Below are 12,399 nucleotides of genomic sequence, written 5' to 3'. Positions count from 1 at the left end.
CGGGGACGGGCCGGTGCGGGACGAAGAGCGCGGCACACGGGAGCTGCCGGCCGAGAACGCCGAGATTCCAGTCTCTCCGGACGGTTCCCGACGCATGGCGGACGGCATCGACGGCATTCCCGAGCAGGCCCGGCCGCATCCGGAGGACGACTCGGTCCCCGCGCAGGCGGGCCTGCCGGAGGGTGCCGTGCAGGGCTCGCCTCGGGAGAGGCGGAGCGGGGGCTCGCCCCCGGGCCGAGCAGAGGCGAGGGCTCGACAGAGGGCGACGGGCGGGACAATGAGCGAGCACCAGCGAGACGGCGAACAGAGCGTGCCGGGCACGCAGCACGAACCACCGGCCACCCCCGCCCCGGGGGACCGCAGCGGAGCGCGGGCGATGTTCGTCGAACTGCGCAAGCTCGAGAGCAGCAGCGCCGAGTACGCGGAGATGCGCAACCAGCTGGTCCGCATGCATCTGCCGCTCGTCGAGCACCTCGCGCGGCGCTTCCGCAACCGCGGCGAGCCGCTGGACGACCTCACCCAGGTCGCCACCATCGGCCTGATCAAGTCGGTCGACCGCTTCGACCCGGAGCGCGGCGTGGAGTTCTCCACCTACGCGACCCCGACGGTCGTCGGCGAGATCAAGCGGCACTTCCGTGACAAGGGCTGGGCGGTGCGGGTGCCGCGCCGGCTCCAGGAACTGCGCCTGGCGCTGACCACGGCGACGGCCGAGCTGTCGCAGCAGCACGGCCGCTCCCCCACGGTCCACGAGCTCGCCGAGAAGCTGGCGATCTCGGAGGAGGAGGTCCTGGAGGGCCTGGAGTCGGCCAACGCGTACTCCACCCTCTCCCTGGACGTGCCCGACACCGACGACGAGTCGCCGGCGGTCGCGGACACCCTCGGCGCGGAGGACGAGGCGCTGGAAGGCGTCGAGTACCGGGAGTCCCTCAAGCCGCTGCTGGAGGACCTCCCGCCGCGCGAGAAGCGCATCCTGTTGCTGCGCTTCTTCGGCAACATGACCCAGTCGCAGATCGCGCAGGAGGTCGGCATCTCACAGATGCACGTCTCGCGGCTGCTGGCCCGCACGCTGGCCCAGCTGCGGGAGAAGCTGCTCGTCGAGGAATAGCGGCACGAGCGACACAGCGGAGCGGCGGCGGCCTACTCCGATGCGCGGCCCGGCCCCCGGATCCCGAGGGCCCGGGTCGTCTCCCCGTTCACGAGCAGGACGAGCGAGGTGACGGCGACGGCCGCGAGCGCGATGCCCGCCGGGATCGCCAGGCTGTCGGCCTGCAGGAGGTTGTAGGCCACCGGCAGCGCCATGATCTGGGTGATGACGGCGGGTCCCCGGCTCCAGCTGCGCAGGCCCAGCAGCCCACGGGCGGCGAGCAGCGGCAGCAGCGCGAGCACGATCAGCGTGACTCCGCCGGTGACGGCCTGCTGACGGTCGCCCGGGTCGCCCGCGATGCCGAGGACGAGCATGCACACCCCGCCGACGACCAGCGCCAGCCCCTCCAGGGCGACGAGCGCGGCGGCGTACGTCAGCCGGCGGGGGCGGGGTCCGGCGGTCTCCGGGGCGGTGGAAGTCTCGTCACTGCTCACCCCAGAAGGGTAGCCCGCACCCCTGACCGGGCCCCGGGCCGCCCGCGCGGGACGCCGCGGCGCTCGTGTCGAGGCTCACTCCGCGATCTCTTACCCGATCCCCACCTCGGCCTGTGCCCGGTACCACCCAGTAGGTACGCTGCAACTCATGCGTGCACTTCTCGTGGTCAATCCGGCGGCAACCACTACCAGTGCACGGACGCGCGACGTTCTCATCCACGCGCTCGCGAGCGAGATGAAACTCGAGGCGGTCACGACCGAGTACCGCGGACACGCGCGCGACCTGGCCCGGCAGGCGGCGGACAGCGGAAACGTCGATCTGGTCGTGGCCCTCGGCGGTGACGGCACGGTCAACGAGGTGGTCAACGGCCTCCTGCACGCCGGCCCCGATCCGGAGAGCCTGCCCGGCCTCTCGGTGGTCCCCGGCGGCTCCACCAATGTCTTCGCCCGCGCCCTGGGGCTGCCCAACGATCCGGTGGAGGCCACCGGCGCGCTGCTGGACGCCCTGCGGGAGGACAGCGAGCGTACGGTCGGGCTCGGCCTGGCCGCGGGCACGCCGGGCACGGAGGACGAGGCGGTGCCCTCGCGCTGGTTCACGTTCAACGCCGGGCTGGGCTTCGACGCCGGAGTGGTGGGACGGGTGGAGCAGCAGCGCGAGCGCGGCAGAAGATCCACCCACGCTCTTTACATCCGTCAGGCCGTGCGCCAGTTGTTGGGTGAGTCACAGCGCCGGCACGGGTCGATCACCCTGGAACGGCCGGGCGCCGAACCGGTGACCGATTTGGTGCTGTCCATAGTCTGCAACACGGCTCCGTGGACCTATCTGGGCAATCGCCCGGTGTACGCGTCGCCTAAGGCCTCGTTCGATACGGGGCTCGACGTACTGGGTCTCAGCCGTCTGTCCACGGCCTCCGTCGCCCGATATGGCACCCAGTTGCTCACTTCGTCCCCCGAACGGGGCCCGCACGGGAAGCATGCCGTCTCACTGCACGACCTGGACCAGTTCACCTTGCATTCGAAGGTCCCTCTGCCCCTTCAGATGGACGGTGACCACCTGGGGCTGCGAACCAGCGTGACGTTCACAGGCGTACGCCGTGCACTGCGTGTGATTGTGTGAGCAGAAAGGGCTGAAGTCCTTTCACTCGAACGTTTAGGCCAGGGTCCACCCCATGGAAGTACGGCTGTGACCTAGTCGACACCGAGGAATCAAAAAAAACTTTCCGGAAGGGGTTGTATCCGCCGCTGAGGTTTGCGAGTCTCTACGTGGCGATCGGGACAGCCCGCAACACCGGCATCCACTGATCACCGGAACCCCTCTTCAAACAACAGGACCGCGCCAGGGAACCTGGCTGGTGGCCCTTCACTTGTTGAGGGATTCGTGAAAGCGTTCACATTCACAAGCAACCTGCACGTAATACCAAGGAGAGGTAGCAGCCATGGACTGGCGTCACAACGCCGTTTGCCGCGAGGAAGACCCCGAGCTCTTCTTCCCCATCGGCAACACCGGTCCTGCGCTGCTGCAGATCGAGGAAGCCAAGGCCGTCTGCCGTCGCTGCCCGGTTATGGAGCAGTGTCTGCAGTGGGCGCTCGAGTCCGGCCAGGACTCCGGCGTCTGGGGTGGTCTCAGCGAGGACGAGCGTCGCGCCATGAAGCGCCGCGCCGCCCGCAACCGGGCCCGTCAGGCTTCCGCCTGACAACACCCGCCCCGCAAGCCTGAGCTTGGCGGCGCGTACAGCGAGTACGCATCTTCCCGCCCCCGAGCCGCAGCGCGCAGTACCCCCGATGCGCAGCACAAGCTGGCAACGAGCATTCGAGCCCCGGACCCCTGAACGGTCCGGGGCTTCTTGCTGTGCGCCCGCCCGGGCCGCGTCTCGCCCGCCGCCCGCCCGGGCCGCGCGCCGGCGCCGTACGCCCGGGCCCTTCGCGCACGCCGACACCCGCGTGCGCCGCCACCGGCCCGCTACTTCTGTGCGCGCACCGGGATGTCCAGGATCACCTGGGTGCCGCGCTCCGGCCCCGGGACCATGTCGAAGGTTCCGCCCAACTCGCCCTCCACCAGCGTCCGCACGATCTGCAGGCCGAGGTTGCCGGAGGTGTGCGGGTCGAAGCCCTCGGGCAGCCCGACGCCGTCGTCCTGGACGGTGACCAGGAGACGCGTCTCCTTCGTGGTGCCGCCGCGGACCGCGGAGACCTCGACCGTGCCGGTGTCGCCCTCGACGAAGCCGTGCTCCAGGGCGTTCTGGAGGATCTCGGTGAGGACCATGGACAGCGGGGTGGCGACCTCGGCGTCCAGGATGCCGAAGCGTCCGCTGCGCCGGCCGGCGACCTTGCCCGGCGAGATCTCGGAGACCATCGCCAGCACCCGGTCGGCGATCTCGTCGAACTCCACCCGCTCGTCCAGGTTCTGAGACAGCGTCTCGTGCACGATGGCGATCGAGCCGACCCGGCGGACCGCCTCCTCCAGCGCCTCGCGGCCGCGCTCGGACTCGATGCGCCGGGCCTGGAGGCGCAACAGGGCCGCCACCGTCTGGAGGTTGTTCTTCACCCGGTGGTGGATCTCCCGGATGGTCGCGTCCTTGGTGATCAACTCGCGCTCGCGACGGCGCAGTTCGGTGACGTCGCGGAGCAGCACGAGCGCGCCGATGCGGGTGCCCTTGGGCTTGAGCGGGATCGCCCGGAACTGGATGACCCCGTCCTTGGCCTCGATCTCGAACTCGCGGGGCGCCCAGCCGCTGGCGACCTTGGCGAGGGCCTCGTCCACCGGACCACGGGTCGGGGCGAGTTCGGCGGTGGTCAGGCCGAGGTGCTGGCCGACCAGGTCGGAGGCGAGGCCCATGCGGTGGTAGGCCGACAGCGCGTTCGGAGAGGCGTACTGGACGATTCCGTCGCCGTCGACGCGGATCAGGCCGTCGCCGACGCGCGGGGCGGCGTCCATGTCCATCTGCTGGTTAGGGAAGGGGAAGGAGCCGGCCGCGATCATCTGGGCCAGGTCGGAGGCGCTCTGGAGGTAGGTGAGCTCCAGCCGGCTCGGGGTGCGCACGGTGAGCAGGTTGGTGTTGCGGGCGATGACCCCGAGGACGCGGCCCTCGCGCCGTACGGGGATCGACTCGACGCGGACGGGGACCTCCTCGCGCCACTCCGGGTCGCCCTCGCGCACGATCCGGCCCTCGTCCAGGGCGGCGTCGAGCAGCGGGCGGCGGCCGCGCGGGACGAGGTGACCGACCATGTCGTCCTGGTAGGACGTCGGGCCGGTGTTGGGCCGCATCTGGGCGACCGAGACATAGCGGGTGCCGTCCCGGGTGGGGACCCACAGGACCAGGTCGGCGAAGGAGAGGTCGGAGAGCAGTTGCCACTCCGAGACCAGCAGGTGGAGCCACTCGAGGTCGGAGTCGTCGAGTGCGGTGTGCTGGCGTACGAGTTCGTTCATGGAGGGCACGTCTGCGAGCGTACCCGTGGGTCTGTGCGGGGCCTAAAACGGTCGGCGGCGCGCGGGCGGCCGGGCCCGGAAACACCCGCGGGCCGCGGCGCCTGAGAGGGACCCTCAACCCTCCCGGCACCGCAGCCCGGAGCAATATCGGCCGCGGGGTGTGCGGTCCCGTCGACCGAAGGGTGAGGAACCGGGGCAGTCAGGGCAGAGAGCTCCGGGTCCTCGGTCCGCCCTCCTGTGCGGGGAAGACGGAGGTTCTGTGTCGCACTGCCCTCCCATTGTGGACTAGACCACTAGGGGTGTCCATGAGGGGAAGGCCGTTCGTTGTCTGGGTAGGGGGACGCTCTGACATCCACAACGCAGCCTAGCCTGTGCGGGTTCCCGCGCGGGGCCAGTTACGGGGGGCATTTTCCGCGATCCGCTCCCGAGCCGGCCGTCCCACCCCCCGCGCACCCGAAGACGGACCCTGCCGATTCTGTTAGATTGACCCCATAGATTGGTCTAAACCACATAGCCCTTCCGGGTCCCCCGTGCCCCTCTCAGAACGGCAGGCCAGCGTGGAAGTTGTCATCGTTGCGGACGCCCGCTCGGGCGGCGAGCTCATCGCCGAGGCCATGGCGCAGCTCCTGCGGCGCAAGCCGGACGCCCTGCTCGGCGTGGCCACCGGCTCCACCCCGCTGCCCGTCTACCAGGCGCTGGCGGCCCAGGTGCGCGCCGGGTCCGCCGACACCGCGCGGGCGCGGATCGCCCAGCTCGACGAGTACGTGGGCCTGCCCGCCGAGCACCCCGAGTCCTACCGCTCGGTGCTCCGGCGCGAGGTGCTGGAGCCGCTCGGCATCGGCATGGAGGCGTTCCTCGGGCCGGACGGCACGGCCACCGACGTGCAGGCCGCCTGCGAGGCGTACGACCGTGCGCTGGCCGCGGCCGGCGGAGTGGACCTCCAACTGCTCGGGATCGGCACCGACGGGCACATCGGCTTCAACGAGCCGTGCTCCTCGCTGGCCTCGCGCACCCGGATCAAGACGCTGACCGAGCAGACCCGGGTGGACAACGCGCGGTTCTTCGACGGGGACATCGACCAGGTGCCCCATCACGTCATCACCCAGGGGATCGGCACGATCCTGGAGGCCCGGCACCTGGTGCTGCTCGCCACCGGGGAGGGCAAGGCGGACGCCGTCGCGGCCACCGTCGAGGGTCCGGTCGCCGCGATCTGCCCGGCCTCCGCGCTCCAGCTGCACCCGCACGCGACGGTCGTCGTCGACGAGGCCGCCGCGTCCAAGCTGAAGCTCGCGGAGTACTTCCGGCACACGTTCGCCGCCAAGCCGGCGTGGCAGGGCATCTGAGGTCACGCCGCCACCGGCACGACGAGGGCGCCGGGCTCCTCCTCAGGAGCCCGGCGCCCTCGTCGTGGTGGTGCGGGGTGCTCAGGCGGGCGGCCCGGCCGCGATGACCTCCGCCGCCGCGCGGCCGCACACCCGGGCCGCGCCGTGGGTGGCGATGTGCAGGGCGCCGCGGGGCGGGGCCTGCGGGACGCCCATCTCGACGACGACCGTGTCCGGGCGCGCCGCGAGGAGGATGTCGAGGGCCGCCGTCATCCAGGGGTGGCGGTGCTCGTCGCGCACCACGGCCACGATCCGCCGCTCCCCCGCCGCGATCAGCGCCGCGTGTCCCGCGTCCGCGCCCGCGAAGCTGCCGGTGTCCGTGCCCGGCAGCAGCCGGCCCAGCTCCGCGGCCACGCCCCACGGGGTCTCGTCGCCGACGGCGATGTTCGCGACCGGCGTGAGCGCGGCGACGTACGGGGGCTCGGTGAGCGGGGTGAAGACCTCGTCGCCGGTGAGGCGCAGCGCCCGGCGGGCGGCGATCAGCCCGACGTCGGGCCGCCCGGCGCCGCGGGCCGCGCGCGCCGTTCCCTCGTCGGCGCCGGCCGTGGCCGTGCGCCGCGGAGCCGTCCAGCGGGCCAGGGCCCGCACCCGTTCCGCCGCGTCTGCGAGGCGTTGCTCGGGGAGCTCGCCGGTACGGACGGCGGTGACCAGGGCGTCGCGCAGACGGCGTACCGTCTCGTCGTCCGCCAGGCCGCCGCCCACGCAGATGGCGTCGGCGCCGGCCGCGACGGCGAGGACGCTGCCGCGCTCGATGCCGTAGGTCGCGGCGACGGCCTGCATCTCCATGCCGTCGGTGACGATCAGGCCGTCGTAGCCGAGTTCCTCGCGGAGCAGGGTGGTGAGGATGTGCGGGGACAGGGTCGCGGGCCGGGCCGGGTCCAGGGCGGGGACCAGGATGTGCGCGCTCATCACGGCACGGGTGCCGGCGGCGATGGCGGCGCGGAACGGGGTCAGCTCGCGTTCCGTCAGGACGGCGGGGTCGGCGTCGATGCGCGGGAGCGCGTGGTGGGAGTCGACGGCCGTGTCGCCGTGCCCCGGGAAGTGCTTGGTGCAGGCCGCCACGCCCGCCGACTGCAGGCCGGTGACGTAGGCGGCGGTGTGCCGGGCGACCAGGCCGGGGTCGGCGCCGAAGGAGCGGACTCCGATGACCGGGTTCGCGGGGTTGGAGTTCACGTCGGCGGAGGGCGCCCAGTTGAGGTTGACGCCGCACTCCGCGAGGCGGCGGCCCAGCTCCGCGGCGACCTCCAGGGTGAGCGAGACGTCGTCCACCGCGCCCAGCGCGTGATTGCCCGGGAAACTGGAGCCGGTGCGCACCTCCAGGCGCGTGACGTCTCCGCCCTCCTCGTCGATCGCGACCAGGACGTCGTCCCGCTCGGCCCGCAACTGCGCCGTCAGCGAGGCGAGTTGTTCCGGCGAGGCGATGTTCCGGCCGAACAGGCCGACCGACGCCAGGCCCTCGCCGAGGCGGCGCAGCAGCCAGTCCGGGGCGGTGGTGCCGGGGAAGCCGGGCTGGAGGACCGTCAGGGCGTCACGGGTGAGTGTGTCGGTGCCGCTGGCGATTGTCGTCATCGGGGCGTCATCCCTTCACGGCGCCCGCGGTCAGCCCCGCGGCCATCTTGCGCTGGACGAGGAGGAAGAGGGCCACGATCGGCAGGGCCATCATGGTGGCGCCGGCCATCATCGGGGCGTACTCGGTGCCGTGCTTGGTGGAGAAGTTGCTGAGCCACACGGTGGCCGTCTGGTTCTTCTGGCTGAGCAGCATCAAGGCGTAGAGGTACTCGTTCCAGGCCTGGATGAAGCCGTAGACCGAGGTGGCGACCATGCCCGGCGCCAGCAGCGGGAAGACCACCCGGACGAAGGCCCCGGTGCGGGAGCAGCCGTCGACCATGGCGGCCTCCTCCAGCTCCTTCGGGATGTTGACGATGAAGCCGCGCAGCGTCCACACCGTGAAGGGGAGGATGAAGGTCAGGTAGGTGAGGATCAGGCCGGACAGCTTGTCGTACTGGCCCAGGTCGTTCAGGAGCAGGAAGACCGGGATGATCATGGCGACGAGCGGGACCATCTGGACGGCCAGGATGCCCACGATCACGACCTTGCGGCCGCGGAAGGCGAACCGGGAGATGGCCAGGGCGGCCAGCATGCCGACGACGACGCCGATCGCCACGACCGCGAGGGAGACGAGCAGGCTGCGGCCCACCGGGCCCCAGAAGTCGGCGATGTGCAGCGCGCGGCTGAAGTTGTCGAGGGTGAGTCCCGTCGGCAGCAGGCTCGGATCCGGGTCGATCGCGTCCTTCGCCGGCTTGAACGCCGTGTTGAGCATCCAGTAGACGGGGAAGCCCGCGACGGCGAAGACGAGCACGCCGAGGAGGTTCCAGCCCACCTTCGACCTGCGGCGCCCGGACCGGTTTCCCGCCCGGGTCGCCCCGGAGGCAACGGCGCTCATTCGACCTCTCCGATCTTCAGCATCTGGCGCATGTAGACGGCGACCACGCCGAGCAGCAGCAGCACGGTGATCAGGGCGATCGCCGAGCCCTGTCCGTAGTCGTTGACGACGAAGGCGCGGTCGTAGGAGTACGTCGTCAGGATCTGGAACTCGGATTCCGGGTGTCCGTTGCGCATGACGAAGACCTGGGGGAAGACGCCCATGTCCCAGATGACCGACAGGGTCGTGAGCATCACGATGATCGGCTTGAGGATGGGCAGGGTGACGTACCGGAAGACGCCCCAGGCGCCCGCGCCGTCGAGGCGGGCGGCCTCCTCGAGTTCGGCCGGGACCTGGGTGAGGCCGGCGCTGAGGGTGATGACCACGAAGGGCACGGCGCCCCAGACGACGAGCAGCATGATGACCGCCAGCCCCTGCGGCCCGCTGGCGAACCAGTTGTGGCCGATCAGCTCGACGCCCGGCAGCCTGCTCAGGACCGCGTTGAGGATGCCGTAGTCGGCGTCGAACAGCCACTTGAAGACCGTGGTGGCGACGATGACCGGCATGCCCCAGCTGGCCACGAGCGCGATGTTCACCAGGGTCTTCACCCAGCCCGAGACCCGCTGGAGGAGCAGCGCGATCAGCATGCCGATGACCATCGTGAAGATCACGCAGCCGGCCGCGAAGACGACCGTGCGGAACACGACCTGCCAGAACTCGCCGTCGCCCAGCACGCCGGTGAAGTTGTCGAACCCGACCGACTCGGCCGGCTGGAAGCCCCACAGCTGGGACTGCCCGAACTTCTGGAAGGACAGGGTGACCAGCCGGACCAGCGGATAGCCCATCACCAGGGCGAGGACCAGCAGGCAGGGGGCGAGGAGCAGCCAGGGCGTCGAGGCCCCGCCGGAACTCCGGCCGCGGCGTGGTCTTGGCACCACGGGTGGTGGTGGCGGCGACTGCCGCGTCGGCGGCACTTTGGCAGTGGTCGTGTCTGCGGCACTCATCCGCGCGCTCCTCAGCGGTCCCTCGGGTCGTACGAAGGCGAAGCCCCGTACGGGTCGTACGGGAGGCAGGGCCCCGCCCCGATGAAGCCCTCCGGGGTGGTCGGGGCCCTGCCGTCAGGTCACTTGGTGTTGATGACCTTGTCGATCGCGGCGTCCGCGTCCTTCGCGGCGGCCTCGACCGTCTTCTTTCCGGTGCCGATGCTCTGGAGCATGGTCTGGAGCACCTGGGCCTTCTCGACCTGACCCCAGCCCGGGGCCATCGGGACGAACCAGTTGGACTCGGCGGCGGTGGCCGGCACCGCGGTGGCCGGGTCGCTCTTGAGGGTCGCGAGGTCGGTCTTGTTGTTGGGCAGGTTGCCCTTGGCGATCAGACCCTTCTGGCCGGACGGGCCGGTGAAGGCGTTGATCCACTCGGCGGCGAGGGCCTGCGCGTCCGACTTCACCGGGACGGCGAGGTCGGAGCCGCCCAGGAAGACGGGGAGGTTCTTGCCGGACGGGCCGGGCATCACGAAGTTCTCGACGTTGTTCGCGAGCTTGCCGGTCTTGTCGTTCTCCTTCGCCGCGGCGGTCGCGCCCTCCCAGGCGGGGGCGAAGATCATGCCGGACTTGCCCTGGCCGTAGACGATGTACCGGTCGGACTCGTCCTTGGTCTTGTCCCCGTGCATGTACGTGTCGAGGACCTTCTTGAACTCGGTGAGGCCCTTGACGGACTCGGGCGAGGAGAGGTTGGCCTTCCACTGGCCGCCCTCCTCCTTGGCGATCGAGCCGTCGGCGTCGTAGACGAAGGACATGGCCGCGTACCAGTCACGGCTGGGCTGGTACCAGGCGGAGAACTTGTCGCCCTCCTTCTTCTGGACCTTGTCCAGGGCGGCGGTCAGCTCGGTGTAGGTCTTCGGGGTGGTCTTGACGCCCGCCGAGGCGAAGAGGTCCTTGCGCCAGTTGGCGACCCGGCCGCCCGCGTAGTACGGGACGCCGTAGGTCTTGCCGTCGTAGGTCACCGAGGCCTTGAGGCCGTCGAGCCAGGCGGAGGAGTTGTCGAACGTGGCGGCGTCCAGGGGAGCGAAGGCGCCCTTGACCATGTAGCCGAGCATCTCGGTGTTGCCCATCTCGACGACGTCGGGGGCCTTGTCGGTGGCGAGGACCGCGTCCAGCTTGGCGTTCTTGTCCGGCCAGCCGTAGTACTCGTGGTCGATCTTGACGCCGGGGTGAGCCTTCTGCACCGCCGCGTCGGCGGCCTTCACGAGCTCGGGCCAGTTGTTCTGCGCGTCGACGGTGAGCCAGACCGTCAGTTCCTTGGCGTCGGTGCCCTTCGAGTCCCCGCTGCCACCGTCGTCCCCGCACGCCGCGATGGAGACCATCATGCCCGCGATACCGATCGCGGCTATCAGCTTGCGCTTCACGCCATCCTCCTCAGGGATGCCACACCCCCCGCCCACGGGCCGGGACCTCGATCTCTGGACCAATGGTGTAGACCAGTGCGCAGAGCTTGGCTCAGACCAATAAGCCTGTCAAGGGTGGCCGAACCCCCTCCGAACAGCCGTTATGGGACCTACATATGCAGGAACCTTTAAGTAAGAAGCCCTCGAAAACCTCGGCTCCGGAGGGCATCGCTCCGGTAGACCATTTGCCCTGGTGGACTAGACCAGCAAAGGTTGCGACGGTATACAGAGGGATCACGGAACGGTGGGGCACCATCCCCGCGTCCGTGCCACGATGTGAGCCGCGGCCGACGGCGTGTCGGCCATTTCGGCACCCGCAGCCGGGAAGGCAGGCCATGAGCACCGACGTCAGCAGTGCGGAGAACGAGGGTGGGGCGACCGTCCGTACCGCGCGTGTGCCCAAGTACTACCGCCTGAAGAAACACCTGCTCGACATCACGGAGACACAGTCTCCGGGCACCCCGGTCCCGCCGGAGCGCACCCTGGCGGCGGAGTTCGACACCTCGCGCACGACGGTGCGCCAGGCCCTCCAGGAACTCGTCGTCGAGGGCCGTCTGGAGCGCATCCAGGGCAAGGGCACCTTCGTCGCCAAGCCGAAGGTGTCCCAGGCGCTCCAACTCACCTCGTACACCGAGGACATGCGCGCCCAGGGCCTGGAGCCGACCTCACAGCTCCTGGACATCGGCTACATCACCGCCGACGACCGCCTCGCCGACCTGCTCGACATCACGGCCGGCGTCCGGGTCCTGCGCATCGAGCGCCTGCGCATGGCCAACGGCGAACCGATGGCCATCGAGACGACCCATCTGTCGGCGAAGCGCTTCCCTGCCCTGCGCAGGTCACTGGTCAAGTACACGTCGCTGTACACCGCCCTCGCCGAGGTGTACGACGTCCGGCTCGCCGAGGCCGAGGAGACCATCGAGACCTCGCTGGCCACCCCGCGCGAGGCGGGGCTGCTGGGCACCGACGTCGGCCTGCCGATGCTGATGCTCTCCCGCCACTCGCTGGACCAGGAGGGCCGGCCGGTGGAGTGGGTGCGGTCGGTGTACCGGGGCGACCGGTACAAGTTCGTGGCACGACTGAAGCGGCCCGCCGAGTAGAGGGTCTGTGGAGGGTCTTCCGCTGGGCTTATCCGTCACTTACATTG

The 12,399-nt window shown here is 70.4% G+C and carries 11 protein-coding genes; 5 read left to right on the top strand and 6 right to left on the bottom strand.

Annotated features, from left to right (window positions below; all coding sequences use genetic code 11):
• The first annotated feature begins 13 nt into the window (after window positions 1–13).
• Window positions 14–1,105, top strand: a complete 1,092-nt coding sequence (locus tag J2X68_RS17170; RefSeq protein WP_399040156.1) for an RNA polymerase sigma factor SigF — start codon at window positions 14–16, stop codon at window positions 1,103–1,105.
• A 32-nt stretch (window positions 1,106–1,137) separates the two neighbouring features.
• Here the strand turns inward: J2X68_RS17170 and J2X68_RS17165 are convergent, their stop codons facing one another.
• A complete protein-coding gene (locus J2X68_RS17165; protein WP_310433414.1) occupies window positions 1,138–1,578 on the bottom strand; it encodes a hypothetical protein in 441 nt (146 codons plus the stop codon).
• Window positions 1,579–1,726: 148 nt separating this feature from the next.
• Between J2X68_RS17165 and J2X68_RS17160 the strand changes: the two genes are divergently transcribed.
• Together J2X68_RS17160 and J2X68_RS17155 are read left to right on the top strand one after the other, a co-directional pair.
• On the top strand, window positions 1,727–2,695 hold the full coding sequence (locus J2X68_RS17160) for a diacylglycerol kinase family protein (protein ID WP_310433413.1): 969 nt from the start codon (window positions 1,727–1,729) through the stop codon (window positions 2,693–2,695).
• Window positions 2,696–3,014: 319 nt separating this feature from the next.
• Window positions 3,015–3,272, top strand: a complete 258-nt coding sequence (locus J2X68_RS17155) for a WhiB family transcriptional regulator (protein ID WP_016639615.1) — start codon at window positions 3,015–3,017, stop codon at window positions 3,270–3,272.
• A 266-nt stretch (window positions 3,273–3,538) separates the two neighbouring features.
• Here the strand turns inward: J2X68_RS17155 and J2X68_RS17150 are convergent, their stop codons facing one another.
• Window positions 3,539–5,005 carry a PAS domain-containing sensor histidine kinase gene (locus J2X68_RS17150; protein WP_310433578.1) on the bottom strand — a complete coding sequence of 489 codons (1,467 nt, stop codon included), beginning with the start codon at window positions 5,003–5,005 and terminating at the stop codon, window positions 3,539–3,541.
• A gap of 557 nt (window positions 5,006–5,562) precedes the next feature.
• On the opposite strand from J2X68_RS17150, the gene nagB reads away from it, so the two are divergent.
• A complete protein-coding gene (gene nagB / locus J2X68_RS17145) occupies window positions 5,563–6,348 on the top strand; it encodes a glucosamine-6-phosphate deaminase (RefSeq protein WP_310433412.1) in 786 nt (261 codons plus the stop codon).
• An 81-nt stretch (window positions 6,349–6,429) separates the two neighbouring features.
• Here nagB and J2X68_RS17140 read toward each other — a convergent pair whose 3' ends face one another.
• The 4 genes from J2X68_RS17140 to J2X68_RS17125 form a co-directional block, all read right to left on the bottom strand.
• Window positions 6,430–7,956 (bottom strand): glycoside hydrolase family 3 protein, encoded by a 1,527-nt coding sequence (locus tag J2X68_RS17140; protein ID WP_310433411.1) that lies wholly within the window; start codon window positions 7,954–7,956, stop codon window positions 6,430–6,432.
• A 7-nt stretch (window positions 7,957–7,963) separates the two neighbouring features.
• Window positions 7,964–8,830 carry a carbohydrate ABC transporter permease gene (locus J2X68_RS17135; RefSeq protein ID WP_310433410.1) on the bottom strand — a complete coding sequence of 289 codons (867 nt, stop codon included), beginning with the start codon at window positions 8,828–8,830 and terminating at the stop codon, window positions 7,964–7,966.
• Window positions 8,827–9,813, bottom strand: coding sequence for a sugar ABC transporter permease (locus J2X68_RS17130; protein WP_310433409.1), 987 nt, complete (start codon window positions 9,811–9,813; stop codon window positions 8,827–8,829). Before J2X68_RS17130 ends, J2X68_RS17135 begins: the two co-directional genes overlap by 4 nt.
• Before the next feature lie 119 nt (window positions 9,814–9,932).
• Complete coding sequence (locus tag J2X68_RS17125; protein WP_310433408.1) at window positions 9,933–11,213, bottom strand: extracellular solute-binding protein; 1,281 nt, start codon at window positions 11,211–11,213, stop codon at window positions 9,933–9,935.
• A 374-nt stretch (window positions 11,214–11,587) separates the two neighbouring features.
• Between J2X68_RS17125 and J2X68_RS17120 the strand changes: the two genes are divergently transcribed.
• Window positions 11,588–12,352 (top strand): GntR family transcriptional regulator, encoded by a 765-nt coding sequence (locus J2X68_RS17120; protein WP_310433407.1) that lies wholly within the window; start codon window positions 11,588–11,590, stop codon window positions 12,350–12,352.
• The last annotated feature ends 47 nt before the right edge of the window (window positions 12,353–12,399 follow it).

This window comes from Streptomyces sp. 3330, from assembly GCF_031456635.1.
Taxonomy (GTDB): Bacteria; Actinomycetota; Actinomycetes; order Streptomycetales; family Streptomycetaceae; genus Streptomyces.
The sequence above is the reverse complement of the archived record's forward strand: the minus strand, read 5'-3'. Positions and strand labels throughout refer to the sequence as shown.